Below are 22,532 nucleotides of genomic sequence, written 5' to 3'. Positions count from 1 at the left end.
GTTCTCTATCTCTTACGCGCTGTCAAGGTTATCTCACGCCTATCTCTGACAAGTTGTCAAAGTTATGGCCGCGGGATACCCTTCTGAAGATGGCCGATCTGCGCGACACCACCAGCACCGCCACCGGCACGCCGACCCGGCGCCGCCGAGCCGACGCCCGGCAGAACATCGACGCCATCCTCACCGCGGCCCGCGTCGTCCTCGGCCGCCAGCCCGACGCCGGCATGGAGGAGATCGCCGCCACGGCAGGCGTCACCCGCCAGACCGTCTACGCACACTTCCCCTCGCGCGACGCCCTGCTGGCGACCGTCGTACAAACCGCAGCCGCCGAATACGCGGCTCTCCTCGACGACGCGGACCTGGACACGGCCCCACCGGCCGAGGCACTGGCCCGCTTCCTCGCCGCAGGCTGGGAATTCATGCACCGGTACCCGCTGCTGCTCACCGGCGCCGCATCCTCGGTCCCCCGCCCGACCAGCGACGACCCGCACGACGTCGTGCCCCCGAGGCTGGAGCGGATCATCCAGCGCGGACAGGAAGGCGGCGAGTTCGACGCCGCGCTCCCCGCGACCTGGCTCGCCGCCGCCGTCCTGGGACTGCACCACACGGCGGCGGCGCAGGTCGCGGGCGGGCAGCTGAGCGCGCAGGAGGCTCAGTCGCTGTGTTTGGAGAGCACGCTGCGGGTTTGCGGTGCGGCGGCTGCGAGGGCGAGCTGACGCAGGGCTCGGAAATGCTCGATCGGCGCTAACCTGCCCGGCCGCACGAACAACCGGACCGGCGCCAGAACATCATCGGCCGCCGCCGCATCAGCCAAGCCAGCAAGCCTCGCGCGCCACCTGCACAGCACCACCGTTCAGGCCGCACAAGCGCACCGGGCCGGGGCCACATCCCCATCCGCCGCCGCCGATCGCCTGCGCCCGAGCCGGGGCATCAGCCAGGGCCGCGAGTCTGGCACTGTCCGCGCGACGCCAGCCGTCACCCGACCTACCCGAAACACGCGACACACCGGGCCGGCGCGCATCCCAGCTGCGCGCCGACCCGGTGTGTCGTCTGTGTGGCCGGGGCGTCGGGTCACTCGGTGCCGGTGACGCCTCCGTCGATCAGGGCGAAGAGCTCGTCGTCCGTCGCGGAGTCGACGGCTATCTCCGCGCCGGGCAGGTCCGCGCTCGCCGGTTGGGCTTCGTTCCAGCGGCTGAGGAGGGTCTGCAGGCGGCGGGTGACTCCGTCGCGGAGTTCCGGCTCGTCGCGGAGGCGCAGGAGGGTCTTCTCGAGGTTCTCGATGTCGTCGAGTACCGGTGCTGATGTGGGGGCCGCCGCCTCGGGGACGATCTTGGTGCGTACGTGGGCCGCGAGCTCCGACGGCGTGGGGTGGTCGAAGACCACCGTCGCCGGGAGGCGGCAGCCGGTCGCGCCTGACAGCCTGTTGCGGAGGTCGACCGCGGTCAGGGAGTCGAAGCCGAAGTCGCGGAACGGGCTGTCGGCGTCCATCGCCGCTGCCTCGCCGCCTCCGAGTGCGGCGGCGGCGTGCGAGCGGACCAGGTTCAGCAGGAACTCCTGCTGGTCGGGCTCGCTCAGCGAGGACAGGCGGCGCGCCAGGTCCGCGGCGGGGTCGGCGGACGCTGAGTGTGTTCGGGCGGTCGGCACGGTGACCAGCCCGCTCCACAGCGCCGGGAGCGAGCCCTCGCGCGCCAGCGAGCGGAGCCGGGCCGCGCGGACGGGGGCCGCCAGCAGGACCGGTTCGGCGCTGCCGCGTGCGGCGTCGAACAGTGCCAGCGCCTGTTCGGTGGACAGTGCGCCGAAGTATCCGCCGACGCGCGCGCGGTGCGAGCCCGTCATGTCCGCGGTCAGCTCGCTGGTCTGCGCCCACAGCCCCCACGCGATCGACGTCCCCGGCAGCCCCATGGCCCGCCGGCGCCCGGCGAGCGCGTCGAGGAAGACGTTCGCCGCCGCGTAGTTGCCCTGCCCGGGAGCGCCGGTCAGCCCGGCGCCGGAGGAGAAGAGCACGAACTCGGCGAGGTCGGCCTGCGCGGTGAGCTCGTGCAGGTGCAGCGCCGCGTCGACCTTCGGCCGCATGACCGCGTCGATCTTCTCCGGTGTGAGAGAAGACAGGATCCCGTCGTCCAGGACACCGGCGGCGTGCACCACCGCGGTCAGCGGATGAGCAGCCGGGACCGCCGCCAGCGCCCGCGCCAGGTCCGCGCGGTCCGCGACGTCGCAGGCCACGATCTGCGCCTCGGCCCCCAACTCGGCCAGCTCGGCCCGCAGCTCCTGCGCGCCGGACGCCTCGAGCCCGCGCCGGCTCAGCAGCATCAGATGCCGCGCGCCCCGCTCGGCGAGATGCCGTGCGACGACGCCGCCGAGCGTGCCGGTGCCGCCGGTGACGAGCACCGTCCCCTCCGGGTCCGGCGCCGCCGGAATGGTCAGCACGATCTTGCCGACGTGCCGCGCCTGGCTCATGTACCGGAACGCCGCGACCGCGTCGCGCACGTCCCAGGTGGTCACCGTCGGCAACGTCAGCGCGCCGGCGCGGAACAGCTCCAGAACCTCGACCAGCATCTCGCGGACCCGGTCCGGTCCGGCCTGCCGCAGGTCGAACGCCTGATAGTCGACGCCGGGACGGGCCGCCGCGACGTCGGCGGCGGAACGGATGTCCGTCTTCCCCATCTCGATGAAGTGCCCGCCCGCCTTCACCAGCCGCAGCGAGGCGTCGACGAAGTCCCCGGCCAGCGAGTTCAGCACCACGTCGACGCCGCCTCCGGCCGTCGCCTCGCCGAACCGCCGCTCGAAGTCGAGCGTCCGGCTGGACGCGATGTGCGCGTCGTCGAGCCCCGCGTCGCGCAGCACCGGCCACTTGCGCTCGCTCGCGGTCGCGAACACCTGCGCGCCGCGGTGCCGCGCGAGCTGGACCGCCGCCGAACCGACGCCACCGGCCCCGGCGTGGATCAGCGCCGACTGCCCGGCCGTCAGACCGCCGAGGTCGAAGAGCCCGTAGTACGCGGTGAGGAACGCCACCGGCATCGACGCGGCCTGCTCGAAGGACCAGCCCTCGGGGATCTTGGCGAGCAGCCGGTGGTCGGTCACGGCCACCGGGCTGAACGCGTTGGTCCAGAAGCCCAGGACCCGGTCTCCGGGCGCCAGGTCGGTCACGTCCGCACCGACCGCGGTGACCACCCCCGCGCCCTCGCTGCCGAGCTCCGTCTCGCCGGGGATCATGCCCAGCGCGGTGACCACGTCCCGGAAGTTCAGCGCGGCGGCGCGCACGGCGACCCGCACCTCGCCCGAGGCCAGCGGAGCGTCGAGCGCCGGGCACTCGGCCAGTGCCAGGCCCTCCAGCGTCCGGGCATCGGTGGCTTCCAGGCGCCAGGACGCGGCGCGCGCCGGGGGCAGCAGACGTTCGCCGCTCTCGGCGTCGGCCAGGCGCGGGGCGAGCAGTTGCCCGGAGCGGATGGCCACCTGGGGTTCGTCGGACGCCGCGAGGGCCGGCCAATCGGCCGAGCCGTCGTCGTCGGCCAGGACGAATCGGCCCGGGTGCTCGGTCTGCGCGGTGCGGATCAGGCCCCAGACGGCGGCAGCGGCCAGGTTCGGCGCTTCAGCTCCGGCCTCGACAGCACCCTGCGTTCGGATGACCAGCCGCCCGGTGCCGAAAACATCCCCGGCCAGCCACTGCTGAGCGACCTCCAGCGCGGCCGCGGTAGAAAAGCGAGCGCCTGCCGCCAGATCGTCAGCACCGGTCCCGCCTTGCCGAGCAGGCACCGACCACAGCACCAGGTCCGGCGCCGGTGCTCCGGCCTCAATCGCCGCTCGCAGCTCGGTCAGGTCGCGGTAGGCGGTCACCGCGGCGCCGGAGCCGCTGAGCTGATCGATGGTCTCGGTCCCATCTGTGCCGAGCACCGCCAAGCTCTGCGGGGCTGCCTGTGCCGGAGCAACAGGCACCCACGTGAGCCGGAACAACGCGTCCCGCAACGCGGTCGAGGTCGCGGCCCGCTGCTGCCAGGACGAAGCCGGCCGCACCACGATCGCCGCCACCGACACCACCGGCCGTCCGCCGAGGTCCGCGGCGGCCAGCGCCACGCGGTCCGGGCCAATGCGCCGGATCCGGACCCGCAGGTCGGTCGCGCCGGGCGCGGCGAGCGCCACGTCGCCGAACACGAACGGCAGCACCATCCCCTCCCCCGGCACGGCCAGCCCGGCCACCTGCGCGGCCGCGTCCAGCAGCGCCGGGTGGACGCCGAACCGCTCGGCGTCGCCGCGCAGGTCGGAGGGCAGGGCGACCTCGGCGTAGACGTCGTCGCCGAGGCGCCAGGCCTTGCCGATCAGCTGGAAGCTCGGGCCGAAGCCGTATCCGTGCTCTGCGAATCCCGCGTAGATCTGGTCCGTGGGCAGCGGTTCGGCGCCGGCCGGCGGCCAGATCACGAAGTCGCCGAAATCCTCCTCGGAAGCACCGGTCGTGCCGGCGAGGTCGCCGACAGCGTGTGCCGTCCACTCGCCGTCGAGCGAGGCTTCCTCAGGCCTCGAATACACCGTCACCGGGCGCCTGCCGAGCTGGTCCGGCGTTCCGGCGACGACCTGAAGCTGGACCGCCCCCGCCGACGGCAGGACGAGCGGCGCCTGCAGCGTCAGCTCTTCAATCCCCTGACACCCGGCCTCCGAAGCGGCCCGCAACGCCAGCTCGACGAACGCCGTCCCGGGCAGCAGCGCCTGGCCCGCGACCTGGTGGTCGGCCAGCCAGCGCTGCCCGTGCAGCGCGAGGCGGCCGGTCAGCACCACGGCCTCGCTGCCCGCGACGTCGACCGCCGCGCCGAGCAGCGGATGCGCTCCGGCACGCAGCCCCGCCCTGCCGAGCGCATCGCCCGACGGCGCCTTGGGCTCCTGCCAGTAACGCTTCCGCTGGAAGGCGTACGTCGGCAGGCTGACGAAGCGCTCCGGCTCCGGGCCGAGCAGCTTCCGCCACGCGACCGGCACGCCGCCGGCCCAAGCCTGCGCGACCGAGCCGAGGAAGTCGTCCCGGCCGCCACGATCGCGGTGCAGTGTGCCGACGGCGATCGCGGCAGCCTGCGCCTGCTCGATCGACTCCTGCAACGCCACCGTCAGCACCGGATGCGGGCTCGCCTCCACGAACAGCCCATAGCCCCGGTCGAGCAGAGTCCGAGTCACCTCGTCGAACCGCACCGGCTCACGCAGGTTGCGGTACCAGTAGTCCGCGTCGAGCCCGGCGGTGTCCAGCTGCGTACCGGTGACCGCCGAGTAGAAGGGGATCTGCGAAGCGACGGCGTCGATGCCCTTCAGCTGCGCCAGCAGTTCCTCGCGGATCCGCTCGACGTGCGAGGAATGCGAGGCGTAGTCGACCGGAAGACGCCGAACCCTGATATCGGAGTCCTGATACTCGGCGACCAGCTCCTCGATCGCGTCGACATCGCCGGACACGACGACCGATCCTGGCCCGTTCACCACCGCGATCGACACCTTGCCGGTCCACCGCGCGAGCAACGCCTCGGCCGCCTCGGGCGCCACGCCCAACGACGCCATCGCACCCCGCCCGGACAGCGACCCCAACGCCCGGCTGCGCAAGCAGACCACGCGCGCCGCGTCCCGCAGCGAGAGAGCCCCGGCCACGCACGCGGCGGCGATCTCCCCCTGCGAATGCCCGACCACGGCGGCGGGCACGATGCCCGCCTCCCGCCACAGCTCGGCCAGCGACACCATGACCGCGAACAGCACCGGCTGGACCACGTCCACCCGCTCCAGGTCCGGAGCCCCGGGCGCCTCACGCAGCACGTCGCGCACCGACCAGCCGGTGACCGCCGCCACCGCCTCGTCGCATTCGGCGATCCGGTCGCGGAAGACCGGCGACGCGTCGAGCAGCCCGAGCGCCATCCCCCGCCACTGCGTCCCCTGCCCGGGGAACACCAGCACCGCCTCGCCGGGACGGTTGCGGGCCAGGCCCTGCACCAGTCCGGCGCCGGGCCGCTCCTCGGCCAGATCATGAAGCCCGGCAAGCAGTTCGGCGCGGTCGGCACCCAGAACCACAGCCCGGTGGGTCAGCGCCGAGCGCCGGATCAGCGCGCTCGCGACGTCGCGCGGCTCCAGCTCCGGACGGTCCTGAAGGAATCCGGCCAACTGCGCGGCCTGCGCACGCAGCGCGGCCTCTCCCCGCCCGGACAGCACCCACGGCACCGGCCCATCGACAGGCGCCGTATCAACCTGCTGCGACTCCGGCGCAGTCTCTTCTTGTGCTTCCGGCTCAGGCGCCTGTTCGAGGATCAGGTGAGCGTTCGTCCCGCTGATGCCGAACGACGACACCCCGGCCCGGCGCGGCCGCCCCGTCTCAGGCCACTGCTGCGCCCGCACCGCCAGCCGCATCGCGCCCGACGTCCAGTCCACGTGCGGACTCGGCTCGTCCGCGTGCAGCGTCGCCGGCACCACGCCGTGCCGCATCGCCAGCACCAGCTTGATCACGCTGGCCACGCCGGCCGCCGCCTGGGTGTGCCCGATGTTCGACTTCACCGAGCCCAGCAGCATCGGCGCCACCCCGGCGTGCGCCTGGCCGTACGTCTCCAGCAGCGCCTGCGCCTCGAGCGGGTCGCCGAGCCCGGTCCCGGTCCCGTGCGCCTCCACCACGTCCACCTCGGAGGCCGCGACCCCGGCGTTCGCCAGCGCCGCCTGGATCACGCGGCGCTGCGACGGGCCGTTCGGCGCGGTCAGCCCGCTGGACGCGCCGTCCTGGTTCGTCGCCGACCCGCGGATGACGGCCAGCACTTCGTGCCCGCGCCGCCGCGCCTGCGACAGCGTCTCGACCAGCACCAGGCCGACGCCCTCGGCGAACCCGAACCCGTCCGCGCCGGCGCCGAACGCCTTGGACCGGCCGTCCGGGGCCAGCGCCCGCATCCGGCTGAACTCGATGAACACCTTCGGGCTCGACATCATCGCCGCGCCGCCGGCCACCGCCATGGTGCACTCGCCGGTCCGCACCGCGTGGCAGGCCTGGTGCAGCGCCACCAGCGACGACGAGCACGCCGTGTCGACGGTGACGGCCGCGCCCTCCAGCCCGAACACGTACGCCAGCCGCCCGGAGACGACGCTCGGCGTGGTGCCGGTGACGACGTACCCTTCCACGCCGGTCGGGTAGTCCGAGGGACCGGCGCCGACGAAGACCCCTGTCTTGCTGCCCTTCAGGGTCGCCGCGTCGACACCGGCGTCCTCGAACAGCTCCCAGCACGTCTCCAACAGCAGTCTCTGCCGCGGTTCCATGGACAGCGCCTCACGCGCAGAGATCCCGAAGAACCCCGCGTCGAACTCCGTGGCTCCCTGCAGGAATCCGCCCTCGGAGACGTAGGAGGTGCCCGAGTGGTCGGGGTCCGGGTCGAACAGCTCCGTCAGGTCCCATCCCCGGTCCTGCGGAAAGCTGTCGATGGCGTCGCGGCCCTCGGCCACCAGCTGCCACAGCTCCTCCGGGGACGCCACACCGCCGGGATAGCGGCACGCCATGCCGACGATCGCGACCGGCTCGCCGAGTTTGGCCTCGAGTTCGTCGTTGCGCCGGCGCAGCCGCCGGGTCTCCTTCACCGATTCCCGCAGGGCGCCGGTGATTTCTTCGATCGATGCGCTCATGGAAGCCTTTACTCCTCGGTGCTGTGAACGGCGCGGATGAGTTCGCCGAGATCCATGTCGTCCACGGCGTCGATCTCGTCTTCATGGCTCTGCTGGTCCTCGCCGGCGTCGTCGGCGGCGTCCAGCGCCTCGTCGGCCGGGCCGGACAGCTCGCCCAGGCGCTGGGCCAGCGCGGTCGGGGTCGGGCAGTCGAAGATGAGCGTCGCGGGCAGCCGCAGGCCGGTCGCGGCGGCGAGCCGGTTGCGCAGCTCGACGGCGGTCAGGGAGTCGAAGCCGACGTCCAGGAAGCCGCGTTCGGCGTCGACGGCGGCCACCGAGCCGTGCCCGAGCACCGCCGCGGCGTGCTTGCGGACCAGGTTCACCAGCGCCTGGCGGCGCTCGGCCGGGGCCAGCCCGGCGAGCAGTTCGGTGAGCCCGCCGGCGGCCTGGTCCGAACTCGTCTCAGTGCTCTGACGCCCGCCGCGCGGCACCAGCCGGCTCAGCACCGCCGGGAGCGTGCCGGCCTCGGCCTGGGCGCGCAGCGCGCCCCGGTCGATGTGCGCGCCGACCACCATCGGCAGCCCGGACTCGATCGCCTCGTCGAGCATGGCCAGCGCCTCGGGCACGGACATGGCCTGCGCCCCGGCCCGGGCCAGCCGCTCCCGGTCCTGCTCGTCCAGCTTGCCGGTCATCCCGCTGTCCGGCGCCCACAGACCCCAGGCGACCGACGTGCCGGCCTGCCCTCGGTCGCGCCGTGCAGCGGCGAGCGAGTCGAGGAAGACGTTGGCGGCCGAGTAGTTGGCCTGCCCCGGGTTGCCAATCACGCCGGCCGCCGAGGAGAAGGTGACGAACATGCCCAGCGGCAGGTCGCCGGTCAGCTCGTGGAGATGCGCGGCGGCGTCGACCTTGGGACGCAGCACCCGGGCCAGCCGGTCCTCGGTGAGCGCGGTGAAGACCACGTCGTCCAGGACACCCGCGAGGTGGACCACCGCGGTGAGCGGATGCTCGGCCGGGATGTCGGCCAGCAGGCCGGCCACGGCCGCGCGGTCGGCGACGTCGCACTCTGCGACGTGCACGTCCGCACCGAGCTCGGTGAGCTCCGCGGTCAGCTCCGCGACACCCTCGGCCGCGGCACCCCGGCGGCTCGCCAGGACGATGTTGCGCATCCCCCACGGACCGGCCAGGTGCTTGGCGACCAGGCCGCCGAGGGTTCCGGTGCCTCCGGTGATCAGCACCGTGCCCTCGGGGTCGGGGGTCGGCGGGATCGTCAGGACCAGCTTGCCCACGTGCCGGGCCTGGGCCATGTAGCGGAAGGCCTCGGGGGCTTCGCGGACGTCCCAGTCGCGGACCGGCAGTTCGGACAGCGTGCCCTGCTCCAGCAGCGGGACGACGTCGTCGAGCAGCGAGCGCATCACCGCCGGGGTGGTGTCACGCACCAGGTCGATCTGCTCGTACAGCACGCCGGGATAGTCCTGGGCGACGTCCTCCGGGCTGCGCACATCGGTCTTGCCCAGCTCGATGAACCGCCCGCCCTTGGGCAGCAGCCGCAGCGAGGCGTCGACGAGCTCGCCGACCAGCGAGTTGAGGACCACGTCCACGCCCGCGCCGTCGGTGGCTTCGAGCATCTGGTCGGCGAACGCCGCGTCGCGCGAGGACGCGATGTGGTCGTCGTCCAGGCCCAGCTCCCGGAGCACGTACTGCTTGGCCGGGCCGGCCGTGGCGAAGACTTCGGCACCGAGGTGGCGGGCGATCTGGACAGCCGCCATGCCGACGCCGCCGGTCCCGGCATGGATCAGGACCCGTTGTCCGGCGCTCAGCGCGGCGGTCTCGACGAGGGCGTAGTAGGCGGTAAGGAACGCCGAGGGGATCGCGGCGGCCTGCTCGAAGGACCAGCTCCCGGGCATCGGGGCGAGCCAGCGGTAGTCGGTCACCGCCTCGGTGGCGAACGCCGCCGGGATCATGCCCAGGACCGGGTCGCCGGGCTTCATCCCGACGACGTCGGGACCGACCGCCTGGACGACGCCCGCGCCCTCGCCGCCGATGAAGTCGCCGCCGCCCGGGGCCATCCCGAGCGCCACCATGACGTCGCGGAAGCCGATGCCGACCGCGCGCATCCGCACCCTGACCTGGCCGGAAGCCAGCGGCTCGGGGTCGGCCGGGAACGGCTTGAGCGCCATGGCGTCGAGCACCCCGGACGGGTCCGGCTCCAGCCGCCAGCGGCCTCCGGGCGGCGCGGTCAGCGCGTGCCGCGAGGCGGCCAGCGGCGCCAGCCGCGGGATCAGGGCGACGCCGCGCCGGATCGCGAGCTGCGGCTCGTCGCCGGCCAGCGCCTGCACCAGCGGGGCGACGGCGTCGGGGCCGTCGAGGTCGGCCAGGACGATCCGGCCCGGGTTCTCGGTCTGCGCCGAGCGGAGCAGGCCCCAGACCGGAGCGGTGGTCAGGTCCGGGGCGCCGTCGCCGGGTGCGGCCGCGACCGCGTCGCCGGTGACGACGACCAGGCGGGAGTCCGCGGTGCGGTCGTCGGCGAGCCAGGCCTGGACGTCACGCAGGACACCGGCGGTCGTGGCGAAGGCCGAGTCGGGCAGGACCGCGTCGGCGGCCGAGCTGACGGGCAGCACGACGATGCTCGGGCACGGCCGGCCTGCGGCCAACAGAGCACTGAGATCGGGATAGCTCTGCGGGGAGATCCCGGCCTCCGCCAATCCGGCGACCAGACCGAACGGATCAGCACCGAGCAAGTCAGCACCATGCACGCCCGCACCAGCCAGGTCCGCACCGAGCAAGTCCGGGTCAGCCGGATCCGCGCCGGCCAGGTCGGCGCGATACCTGCCGGCGCCGAGCAGCGCCCAATCCGTGGCGACCTGGCCCGTGGGCCGCGCCGGCGGCGCGATCCAGTCCAGTTCGAACAGCGACCGGTCCGCCGGGGCGGCGGCCGGCGCCAGCTTCTCAGCCGGCACCTGCCGGCTCACCAGCCGCTCGATCACCAGGACCGGGTCGCCGTTCTCGTCCGTCGCGGTGATGGTCACGGTGTCCGGGCCAACCGGCGAGATCCGCGCCCGCAGATCCCGCGCGCCGGGGGCGAACAGCGACACCCCGGTCAGGCTGAACGGCAGCCGGATCATCTTGCTAGCGCCCTCGGCCTGTCCCATGGCCGGGGCGAGCATCATCGCCTGGAACGCCGCGTCGAGCAGCGCCGGGTGCACGCCGTACCGGTCCGCCTCGTCGCGCACCCCGGCGGGCAGCGACACCTCGGCGTAGACGTCGTCGCCGTGCTGCCAGGCCTGGCGCAGTCCGCGGAACGAGGGCCCGTAGACGTAGCCGCCCTCGGTCTCGGCCTTGGTGTAGAAGGCGTCAGGGTCCTGCAACACCGGCTCGGCGCCGGCCGGGGGCCATTCGGTCGTGCGGGCCGGGGCGGGCAGGCTGTCGGCGGTCAGGACCGCCGAGGCGTGCCGGGTCCAGCTGCCGGGCGCGCTGAGCTCGCCGTCCCCGGCTTCGGGCCGGGTGTAGACGGCCAGCGGACGGCGTCCCGGATCGCTCGGCGGCCCGACGATCAGCTGGATGCTCACCGCCTCGGCGTCGCTCAGGAAAAGCGGCGCCTCCAATGTCAGCTCCTCGACGCGAGGGTGCTGCGCCTGGCTGCCGGCCCGCAGGGCCAGCTCGGCGAAACCGGTCGCGGGCAGCAGCCGCGCCCCGGTGACGCCGTGGTCGGCCAGCCAGGGCCGGGTGCCCGCGGACAGCCGTCCGGTGAGCACCAGGCTGTCGCTGTCGGCGAGCTCCACCGCCGCACCGAGCAGCGGATGGGTCGAGGCCTGCACGCCGAGCGCCGCCGGATCGGCGGCGGTGGGCGCCTGGCCCCGCCAGAATCGCTGCCGGTCGAAGGCGTACGTGGGCAGCGGGACCCGCTCACCATTGGGGATCAACTTGGCCCAGTCCAGATCCACGCCGTTCACCCAGGCCTGAGCGAGCGAGGCGACGAACCGGGCCAGGCCGCCGTCGTCGCGGCGCAGCGAGCCCACCGTCAGCGGCTCGGCCAGGCCCTCGACCGCCATGGCGGTCTCGGTCACCGCGGAGGTCAGCACGGAGTGCGGGCTCGCCTCGATGAACGTGGTGAAGCCGTTGTCGAGCAGCTTGCGGGTGGCGTGCGTGAACAGCACGGGCTCGCGCAGGTTGCGGAACCAGTACTCGGCGTCGAGCGCCGTGGTGTCGATCGGCTCCCCGGTCACCGCGGAGTAGAAGGGGATCCGCGAGCGCTGCGGCGTGATGCCGGCCAGCTGCTTGAGCAGGTCCTCGTGCATCGGCTCGACCTGCGGCGAGTGCGAGGCGTAGCTGACCTCGATGCGCCGGATCCGGACGCCGCGCCGCTCGCACTCGTCGGTCAGCTCGTCCAGCGCGGCGGTGTCGCCGGCGACGACGACCTGCGTCGGGCTGTTGACGGTCGCGATCGTGACGCGCTCGCGCCACGGGGTCAGGAGCGCGGTCGTCTGCTGTTCGTCAGCGTGCAGCGACGCCATGCCGGCCGAACCGGTCAGTCGGGTGATCGCCTGCGCCCGCAGGGCCACGATCCTGGCGGCGTCCTCCAGGGACAGCGCGCCGGCCACGTGAGCGGCCGCGATCTCGCCCTGCGAGTGGCCGACGACCGCCGCCGGGCTCACCCCGTAGTGCTGCCACAGCCGGGCCAGCGAGACCATCACCGCGAACAGCGCCGGCTGCACCACGTCGACCCGCTCGAAGCCGGGCGCACCGTCGACCCGGCGGAGCACGTCGGTCAGCGACCAGTCGGTGTACGGCGCGAGGGCCTGCTCGCATTCGCGGATCGACTCGGCGAACTCCGGGCTGGCGTCGAGCAGTTCGGCGGCCATGCCAGACCACTGACTGCCCTGCCCGGGGAAGACGAAGGCGATGCGCGGCTTGTTCCGCGCGGTGCCGCTGACCAGTGCCGCGTCCGGCTCGCCGTCGGCCAGCGCGGTCAGCAGGCCTTCGTAGTCGTCCCGGTCGGCCCCGAGGACGACCGCGCGGTGCTGGAGCGCGGCCCGGCTGGAGGCCAGGCTCCAGCCGATGTCGCGCGGCGACGGTGCCGAGTCCGCAGTCTCGTCGGCGATCAGCCGCCGCAGCTTCACGGCCTGCCGGCGGAGCGATTCGGAGGTGGCCGCCGAGATCGGCCAAGGAATCGGCGCGGTCGGAGCTTCGGGGGCTCGCACCGGCTCCTCCTCCAGCGCCGGCGCCTGTTCGAGGATGACGTGGGTGTTGGTGCCGCTCATCCCGAACGCGGACACGGCGGCCCGGCGCGGACGGCCGGTCTCAGGCCACTGCTGCTGCTCGACCGCCAGCCGCACCGCGCCCGAGGACCAGTCGACGTGGGCGCTCGGCGCGTCCACGTGCAGGGTCGCGGGCACCAGGCCGTGCCGCATCGAGAGCACGAGCTTCATCACGCCCGCCGCGCCCGCGGCGGCCTGGGTGTGGCCGATGTTCGACTTGATCGACCCCAGCAGCACCGGCCGGTTCGCCTCCCGGCCCTGGCCGTAGGTCTCCAGCAGCGCCTGCGCCTCGATCGGGTCGCCGAGCGAGGTGCCGGTGCCGTGCGCCTCCACCACGTCCACCTCGGACGCGGTGACGCCGGCGCGCGCCAGCGCGGCCTGGATGACGCGGCGCTGCGACGGGCCGTTCGGCGCGGTCAGTCCGTTCGAGGCGCCGTCCTGGTTGACCGCGGAGCCGCGGATCACCGCGTGCACCTGGTGGCCATTACGGCGCGCGTCGGACAGCCGCTCGACGAGGAACAGCCCGACGCCCTCGGCGAGCGCCATACCGTCGGCGGCGTCGGCGAACGCCTTGCAGCGTCCGTCCGGCGCCAGCGCGCCGAGGCGGCTGAACTCGGTCAGCTCCTTGGGGCTGGCCATCACCGCCGCGCCGCCGGCCACGGCCATCGTGCACTCGCCGGAGCGCAGCGCCTGGGCGGCCAGGTGCAGCGCGACCAGGGAGGAGGAACAGGCGGCGTCGAGGGTCAGGGCCGGGCCTTCCAGCCCGAACACGTAGGACAGCCGTCCGGACATCACGCTGCCGGTGGTGCCGGTCGCGGCGTAGCCCTCGGCCCAGTCCGGGACCTGGATCGCGGCCGAGGCGTAGTCCGTGGGGTTGCCGCCGATGTAGACGCCGGTGCGGCTGCCCTTCAGGCTCGGCGCGGAGATTCCGGCGTGCTCGAACAGCTCCCAGCAGGTCTCCAGCAGCAGCCGCTGCCGGGGGTCCATGGCCAGCGCCTCACGCGGGGAGATGGCGAAGAACTGTGCGTCGAAATCGGCTATGTCCCCCAGGAATCCGCCCTCGCGGACGTAGGCGGTCCCCGAGCGGTCGGGATCGGCGTCGAACAGCTCGGCCAGGTCCCAGTCCCGGTTCTCCGGCAGGCCGCCGATGGCGTCGCGGCCCTCGACGAGCAGCCGCCACAGCTCGTCCGGCGACTCCACGCCGCCGGGGTAGCGGCAGGCCATGCCGACGATCGCGATCGGCTCGCCGTCATCGGCGACGAATCCGACGCCGCCGTCGCCGGCATCGGCAGCCGGCCCGGCCAGCTCGCCGAGGACCAGCTCCAGCAGGTGCTCGGCGACGGCGGTGGCGGTGGGGTAGTCGAAGGCGATGGACGCCGGCAGGTGCATGCCGGTGGCCGCGTTCAGCCGGGTGCGGAACTCGACCGCGGTCACGGAGTCCGAGCCCATGTCGGTGAACGGCCGGTCGGGGTCCACGTCGGAGGCGCGGTCGTAGCCCAGGACGGCTGCGGCTTCGGTCCGGACGACGTCCAGGACCGCCCATTCGCGTTCTGATTCGGTCACTCCGGACAGCAGCCGGCCCAGGGCGGTCGCGCCGTCGACGCCGTCGCCCGCCCCGGCTCCGCCCCGGGCTTCCGGGATCTCGTCGAGCAGCGGCCGCGGCCGGGTCGAGGTGAACAGCGAGGCGAACCGGTCCCACTCCACGTCGGAGATCACGACGGAGGTCTCGTCGCGGTCCAGCACCTGCCGCAGAGCGCGCAGCGCCTGCTCGGGGGCGAGCAGCGGCAGGCCCTGGCGCTGCGCCTGGCCGGCGAGCATCGCCAGCAGCTCCGGGTCGTCGTCGGCTTCCCCGAACGGGTTCCAGACGCCCCAGGCGACGGAGGTCGCGGCCAGGCCGCGGCCACGGCGCTGGAGGGCCAGCGCCTCCAGGTGCGCGTCGGCGGCGGCGAAGACGCCGTGGTCGGAAGCACCCCAGACGCCTGCGACGGACGAGTACAGGACGAAGGCGTCCACGGTGTCTTCGGCGTCCGGGCCGAGCAGGTCGTCGAGGACCTGAGCGCCGTGCACCTTGGCGTGCAGCGCGTTGGCGAGCTCGGCGGTCGTGGCCGTCGTCAGCGGGCCGCGCTCGGAGACCACGGCCGTGTGGACGACGGTGCGCACCGGCCGGCCGGCGGCGCGCGCCGCCCACAGGACGTCTGCCATCGCGGCGCGGTCGGCCACGTCGCAGGCTACGAACGTCACCGACGCCCCGGACTCGATGAATTCGGCCTCCAGCTCGGCCGCGCCCGGCGCGTCGGCACCGCGGCGGCCGGTGAGGATGACGTGTTCCGCACCGCTCGCGGCCAGCCAGCGGGCCAGCCGGCGGCCCAGGCGTCCGGTGCCACCGGTGATCAGGACGCTGCCGCCGGGCTGCCAGGTGCGCGCGGCCGGGACGTCGGCCACCGGGTCGCGGACCAGTCGGCGCACGTGCACGTCGCCGTCCCGGATCGCCGCCTGGTCCTCGTCGCCGAGCGCGCCGCCGAGCACCGTGCACAGCCGGTCGAGCGCGTCGGGGCCGAGCTCGGCCGGCAGGTCGATCAGGCCGCCCCAGCGCTGCGGGGTTTCCAGGCCGACCACTCGGCCCAGGCCCCAGACCTGGGCCTGCGTCGGCGAGGCCAGGTCGCCGTCGTGCACGGCCACGGCGCCGGTGGTAGCCAGCCACAGCGGGATGTCGGCTTCGAGGTAGCCGAGGGCCTGGATCAGGGCCAGGGTGCCGGACGTGCCGGCCGGGGCGTCCGGGAACTCGTGATGCGGACGCTCGTCCATCGCCAGCAGCGAGAGCACTCCGGCGGCCTCGGTGGCCGCCTCGTTCCGCAGCAAGGCGGCGATGCCGTCGCGGTCCTCGCGCGTCGGGTCGAGCGTGATCAGCTTCGCGGTCGCGGTCCGGGCGGCCAGAGCGGCGCACACATGCTGCGCGGCCTCGGCCCCGGGGCCGTTGTCGGGGGCCACGATCAGCCAGGTTCCGGCCGGCTCGGCGGCGGCGTGACCGTCTGCGAACCCGTCTGTGAATCCGTCGGCGGGCCGCCAGGCGATGCGGTACCGCCAGGCGTCGAGTTCGTGGCCTGCGATGTCCGGGATCGCGGTGGCCTCGGCGGTGTCCGGCGCGAACGCCGGCTGCCAGTCCACGTCGGCGCCCCGGGTGTAGGCCTCGGCCAGGGAGGTCAGGAGCCGTCCGGGGCCGCCGTCGTTGCGGCGCAGCGTGCCCAGCGCTCTGGCGTCGCTGCCGAGTTGCTCGATCGTCTCCTCGACGGCCGGGGTGAGCACCGGGTGCGGGCTCGCCTCGATGAACAGGTCGTGGCCGTCGGCCAGCAGCGCGCTCACCGCGTCCTGGAAGCGCACGCGCTCGCGGAGGCTGCGGTACCAGTACTCCGGACCGAGTTCGGCGGTGTCCAGCAGGCCGCCGGTCGCCGAGGAGTAGAACGGCGTCGTCGAGCGGCGCGGCGTGATCCCGGCCAGGACGTGTGCGAGCCGTTCCCGGATCTGTTCGACATGCGGCGAGTGCGAGGCGTAGTCCACCTCGACGCGCCGGAAGCGGACTCCGTCCGCGTCGCAGATCGCTGCCAGCTCGTCCAGGGCCGCGACATCGCCGGCCACCACGACACTGCTCGGACCGTTGATCGCGGCGACCGACACCCGGCCGGTGAAGGGTTCCAGCAGGCGGGTGACCGCTTCGGCGTCCAGGGCGATGGAGGCCATGCCGCCCTGCCCAGACAGCCGGGTCAGCTCGGCGCTGCGCAGGGCCACGACACGCGCCGCGTCCCGCAGCGACAGCGCGCCGGCGATGTAGGCGGCGGCGATCTCGCCCTGCGAGTGGCCGACCACGGCCGAGGGGACGACCCCGCGCGAGCGCCAGAGCTCTGCCAGCGAGACCATCATCGCGAACAGCGTGGGCTGTACGACGTCGACCCGGTCCAGCGACGCCGCTCCCGGCGCGCCGGCGATCACGTCGGCGAGCGACCAGTCGGTGAACTCCGCCAGGGCCTGGTCGCACGCGCGCATCTGCTCGGCGAAGGCGGGCTCGGCGGCCATGAGTTCGGTGGCCATCCCGGGCCACTGGGCACCTTGGCCCGGGAAGACCAGAACGATCTCCGCGGCGTCGGTGACAGTGCCCTGAATCAGGTTCGCGGTGCTCTTGCCGTCCGTGAGCGCAGTCAGCCCGTCGCCGAAGCCCGCCGACTCCTTGGCCAGTACGACGGCCCGGTGTTCAGCCCAGCCCGGCAGCACGGCGAGGGCGGATCCCACCTTCTGCGGGTTGAGGTCCGTCTCGCGGGCCGCGTGGTCCCGCAGGGCCGCAGCTCGTGCGCGCAGGCCGGTGGCGCTGGCGGCGGACAGGACCCAGGGGACGTCCGGCAGGCCGGAGGTGTCGGCGAACTCGCGGTACCAGAACCGGCGGCGCTGCCACGGGTAGGCGGGCAGGCTGACGGGCCGGCGCGAGCCGGGGGCCGGGGCGGGGACGGCACCGGAGGCGAAGAGCTCCGCTGCGACGGCGGCAACCTCATCAGCATCCTGAGGCAGGACGTCCACGAAGACATCAGCCTCGCTGTCCCAGCTGTCGACAGCACCGCCTTCGGCAGCCAGCCGCAGAGCCTCATCCAGCTCCAGCACTCCGGCGGCCCAGGCGGCGGCGATCCGACCGGAGCCCTCGCCGACCGCGGTGTCCGGGACGAGCCCGACCGCGGCCCACACCTTGGTGGCCGCGACCTGGTGGCAGAGCAGATCCACCGCACCGGTCGGCGGCTCGGCGGTCAGCTCAGTAGCGCGAGCCACAACAGCATTCAGTGCACTGGCATACTCCGGCAGCTCCGCGAGGCGCGCTCGCGCCTCAGCGGACGGCGGCTCGTTGCCGAATCGGAACCCGACGGTGTTCTCGACGCCCTCGGCGACCGTCGCCATCCAGCCAGCCGGCGTGGCCTGCCCACGCGCCGCGGCCTCCAGCGTGGCCACGATGCCGGCGGCATCGGTGCCGGTGACCGCGAGGCGATGCCCCAGCCACGTGCGGCGGTAGGCGCTGGTGTAGACGATGTCGTCCAGCTCGTCCGGCGTCGCACGCAGCCGCGCGGCCAACCGTCCGGCCGCCTGCCGCAGCGCGGGCTCAGAGCCCGCCGTCACCATCAGAACATATGGGGCCCGACGCGGCGCGCCGCTCGTCTCGTGCTCCGGCTCGACCTCCGGCGCCTGCTCGACCACCACGTGCGCGTTGCTGCCGCTGAACCCGAACGAGCTCACCCCGGCCCGGCGCGGGTGGTCGCGCCGGGGCCAGGGCCGCAGCTCGGTCACCACCGAGACCGGGAGACGGTCCCAGTCGATCTCCTTCGACGGGCTGCTCATCAGGTGCGGCGGCAGCTCGCCGTGGTGCAGGGCGAGGACCACCTTGAGCAGGCCGGTGACGCCGGCCGCGGCCTCCAGGTGGCCGATGTTGGCCTTGGCGGCGCCGATCAGCACGGCCTCGTCCGCGGCGCGGCCCGGACCCAGGGCCTCGGCGAGGGCGCGGACCTCGATCGGGTCGCCGAGCGGCGTGCCGGTGCCGTGCGCCTCGACGTAGTCGACGTCGCGCGGGGCCCAGCCCGCGGTCGCGACCGCCTGCTTGATGACGTCGACCTGCGCGGAGGCGTTGGGGACGGTCATGCCGCCGCTGGCGCCGTCCTGGTTGACGGCGGTCCCGCGGATCACCGCGTAGACGCGGTCGCCGTCCCGCTTCGCCGCGCTCAGCGGCTTCAGGATCAGCGCCGCCGCGCCCTCGCCGCGGCCGTAGCCGTCGGCCGCGGCGTCAAAGGTCTTGCACCGACCGTCGGGGGCCAGCGCACCGGCCGCGGACATCGAGACCGACACCGTCGGCGCGACGATGACGTTGGCCCCGCCGACGATCGCGATGCCGCAGTCCCCCTGCCGCAGTCCCTGGCAGGCCAGGTGGACGGCGGTCAGCGAGGAGGAGCACGCGGTGTCGACGGCGATGGAGGGGCCGGTCAGTCCCAGGAAGTACGACAGGTGCCCGACGGCCGCGGCGAAGGTCGTGCCGGTCCCGAAGAAGTGGTTGACCTCGGCCATATCCCGGGTCAGGAGCTGTTGGTAGTCGGCGGTGTTGAGGCCGAAGTAGACGCCCGCGGCCTGGCCTTCCAGACGCGCCGCGCTCTGGCCGCCGTCCTGCAGCGCTTCCCAGGCGACTTCGAGCAGCAGGCGGTGCTGCGGGTCGAGCGCCTTGGCCTCGCGCGGCGAGACCCGGAAGAAGTCGGCGTCGAAGCCCTCGATCTCGTCGAGGTAGCCGCCGCGGGTCGGGACGCCGGCGCCGGCCTCGGCCCAGATCGGGTCGGCCCGGCGGCTCGTGGGCAGGTCGCGGACCGCGTTGCGGCCCTCGGCCAGCAGCGACCAGAACTGCTCGGGCGAGTCCGCCCCGGGCAGCCGGCACGCCATGCCGATGATCGCGACAGCGTCGTCGGACTCCTCGGGTGCCTCGCCGGACGCCACCGACGAGACACCAGTCTGATCGCGCGCGCCCGCCTCAGCGAAGTACGCGCTCAGCGCCTCGATGGTCGGCTTCTCGAAGACGATCGTCGAGGGCAGTTCCATGCCGAACTCGGCGGCCAGCCGGTCCCGCAGCTCGACCGCGGTCAGCGAGTCGAGGCCCTGGTCGAACAGGCCTCGGCGGCGGGGCAGGTGCTGCCCGGCCGGCAGCCCGAGGACCGCCACGACATGCGCCTCGACGCGCTGCGTCACACCGCGGTCGGACTTCGCGCCGGCCTTCGGGGCGGCGGCCGAAGCCGGGACGACGGCGGGCGCGGGCGTAAGCGTGGGGGTTGCCCGCGCACCGCCGTCGTCGGGCGCCACGCCGGCCGCGGGGTGCGCCAGCACCTCGCCGACGACGTGGCCGTCGCTGTCGACCAGGCTCAGCCGGACCGGCGCGGAGGCCGCTGCGGCCGTCCCGATCGCTCCGGTCTGGCCGGTCGCCGGGTCGCGTCCCTGGTCGCCGAGGTCGACCCCCGGCAGCCAGTACGAGTCGCCGCCCCAGGAGGGCACCGGCAGGGTCCGGTACCGGCCCGGCCGGCCGGTGATCGCCGTCCAGTCCACCCCGACGCCGGCGACGTGCAGCTGCGCGAGGGTCTTGCGCAGCGAGAGCTCTCCGGGCTCGCCGCGGCGCAGCGTCGCCACCGCCGGCCCGCGCCGCTCGCGCAGCCGGCCGGCGTCAGCGAGCTGACGGATCAGGGTCGGGTGCGGGCCGATCTCGAGGAACGCCCGGTCTCCCCCGGCGAGCAGCCGGTCCACGGCCGGCCACAGCAGCACGGGGTCGGTGAGGTTCCGCTCCCAGTACGCGGCGTCGAAGCGGACGTCCGACTCGTCGGGCAGCACGCTGGAGACCATCGGCACCGTAGGCGTGAGCGCGGTCAGCTCGGCCAGAGCCTGGCGCAGCCGCGGACCGCATTCGGCGACCACCGGGCTGTGGAACCCGTAGCCGCCGGCCAGCGCCTTGCAGCGCAGACCCCGGTGTTCGAACACCGCCGCAGCCGCTTCGACGTCCTTCACGGGGCCGCTGAGCACCACCGCACCGGGCCCGTTCACGGCGGCGACCACCACCGGCAGACCGGCCTCGGCGATCAGTGCCTCGGCCATGGCGCGGTCGGCGCGGACCGCGAGCATGGCGCCACGGCCCGCCGTCTCCTGAAGAATCAGACCACGTCGAACCGCGAGCCGGACGGCGTCGGCGCGGGACAGCGCGCCGGCGGCGTGCGCGGCGGCGATCTCCCCGACGCTGTGTCCGACCACGGCGACCGGCCGGACCCCGGACTCGGCCAGCCAGCCGGTCACCGCGGTCTGCACCGCGAGCAGCGCGGGCTGGACGATGTCGGTGAGTTCGAGCCTGCCGTCCGAGGTGCGCAGCACGTCCAGCAGCGACCACGACACGTCCCGGCGGATCAGGGCGTCGCACTCGTCGAGGACGTCTCGCACCACCGGCGAGGTCTCATACAGGTCCGCGGCCATGCCGGCCCACTGCGAGCCCTGGCCGGAGTAGACGAACACCGTCTCCGGCGCGTCGTCGGGATCGACCTCGCCGACGTAGACGCCGTCCGGCGCCTCCTCGATCTCGCCGAGCACCGCGCTGAGTTCCTGCGGTTCGGTGACCACGGCAGCGAATCGGTGCCGCTCGTGGGTGCGCCGGGTGGCGGCCGAGGCGAGGAGATCGTCGAGCCCGTCCTCGTCCGCCGCCGCCCTGGTCCCCATCCCGGCGACCTGCTCGGTCAGCCCCGCCTCGTGGAACGCCGACGCCAGCAGTACGTAGGGGCCGGCCGACCGGGCACCGCCAGGCTCGACCTCCGCGGCCGCGAACCCTTCGGCGATAATGTGCACGTTCGTCCCACTGAGCCCCGAAGAACTCACCGCTATGCGGACCGGCCGGTCCAGACCGTCGAGGCTCACCGGCGCGATCGGCACCGCCATCCGGCCCCGGTTCCAGGCCACCGCCGAGGTGAGCCGGCCGGGATCGGGCTGCGCGGGCACCTGGCGCGCGTTGATGACGTACAGGCCCTTGAGAAGCCCGGCGATGCCCGCCGCGGCGTCGGTGTGTCCGAACACTGCCTTGTTGGAGCCGACATACAGCGCCGGCCGGTCCGCGTCGCGCGGCCGGCCGTAGACCTCGTCCAGCGCCATCAGCTCGACCTGGTCGCCGAGCGGGGTCCCGGTGCCGTGCGCCTCGACGTAGTCCAGGTCCGACGCGCCGAGCCCGGCGGCACCGAGGGTGGTGCGCAGCAGCTCGGCCTGCGCGGCGCCGTTGGGCGCGGTGATGCCGAGGCTGCGGCCGTCGTGGTTGGCCGCCGAGGCGCGCAGCACGGCGTAGACCCGGTCCTGGTCGGCCAGCGCGTCCGAGAGCCGCTTGAGCACCAGCACGCCGCAGCCGTCGCCGCGCAGGATGCCGTCGGCGTCGGCGGCGAAGGGGCGGCAGCGGCCGGTCGGCGAGATCGCGCCGATCTGGTTCATGAAGGCGGTCAGCTCGGGGGTCAGCATCAGGCTGACGCCGCCGGCCAGCGCGACGTCGCTCTCGCCGCTGCGCAGGCTCTGGCTCGCCAGGTGCACGGCCAGCAGCGAGGACGAGCACGCCGTGGTCAGCGAGGCCATCGGGCCGCGCAGGTCGAAGGTGTAGGCCAGGCGGCCGGCGACGAAGCTGAACTCGTTGCCGCTGCCGTAGTGCGGCCCGACACCGCCGAGACCGAGCGTCTTGGTGTGCAGGGTCAGGTAGTCGTGGGAGAAGACGCCGAAGAACGCCGCGGTGCGGGTGCCGCGCCAGGCGTCGGCGGGGCGTCCGGAGTCGCTCATCGCCTCCCAGGCGACCTCCAGCATCAGCCGCTGCTGCGGGTCCATCGCGCCCGCCTCGCGCGGCGCGATGCCGAAGTAGGAGGCGTCGAAGCGGTCGATCTCGTCGAGGAAGCCGCCGAGACTGCCGTCCGGCCCGCTGTCCCAGCGGGTCGCGGGGACGCCGCGGAAGACGCCGGTCCCGGCGGTGAGCGCCGCGCCGAAGTCGTCCAGGGAGCGGACGCCGCCGGGGAACCGGCAGCCGAGGCCGACGACGGCGATCGCGTCGTCGGCCGGGTTCATCGTCAGTGGTTCTACCATCGGAGCTGTTCCTCGCTCTGCAGTGAACGTCCGCACGTCGGCGTCGGGATACCG

At 74.0% G+C, this 22,532-nt stretch carries 3 protein-coding genes; 1 reads left to right on the top strand and 2 read right to left on the bottom strand.

Translation table 11 applies throughout. The annotated features are described in order from the left end of the window. Nucleotides 1-89: 89 nt before the first annotated feature. Nucleotides 90-716 (top strand): TetR/AcrR family transcriptional regulator, encoded by a 627-nt coding sequence (locus tag ABH920_RS25295; RefSeq protein WP_370351605.1) that lies wholly within the window; start codon nt 90-92, stop codon nt 714-716. 355 nt (nt 717-1,071) lie between these two features. Here the strand turns inward: ABH920_RS25295 and ABH920_RS25290 are convergent, their stop codons facing one another. After that, the gene (locus ABH920_RS25290; RefSeq protein WP_370351604.1) at nt 1,072-7,608 is read right to left on the bottom strand and encodes an SDR family NAD(P)-dependent oxidoreductase; all 6,537 of its coding nucleotides are present in this window, start codon (nt 7,606-7,608) and stop codon (nt 1,072-1,074) included. A gap of 8 nt (nt 7,609-7,616) precedes the next feature. Beyond that, on the bottom strand, nt 7,617-22,478 hold the full coding sequence (locus ABH920_RS25285) for an SDR family NAD(P)-dependent oxidoreductase (RefSeq protein ID WP_370351603.1): 14,862 nt from the start codon (nt 22,476-22,478) through the stop codon (nt 7,617-7,619). Between the last annotated feature and the right edge of the window lie 54 nt (nt 22,479-22,532).

The organism is Catenulispora sp. EB89, assembly GCF_041261445.1.
In the GTDB taxonomy this organism is placed as follows: Bacteria; Actinomycetota; Actinomycetes; order Streptomycetales; family Catenulisporaceae; genus Catenulispora.
This window is presented reverse-complemented; position numbering and strand designations above follow the sequence as displayed.

Bases quoted from the DNA above. Each gene is read 5' to 3' on its own strand.
- ABH920_RS25285 (WP_370351603.1), bottom strand. From the start codon at position 22,478: ATGGTAGAACCACTGACGATGAACCCGGCCGACGACGCGATCGCCGTC.
- ABH920_RS25295 (WP_370351605.1), top strand. From the start codon at position 90: ATGGCCGATCTGCGCGACACCACCAGCACCGCCACCGGCACGCCGACC.
- ABH920_RS25290 (WP_370351604.1), bottom strand. From the start codon at position 7,608: ATGAGCGCATCGATCGAAGAAATCACCGGCGCCCTGCGGGAATCGGTG.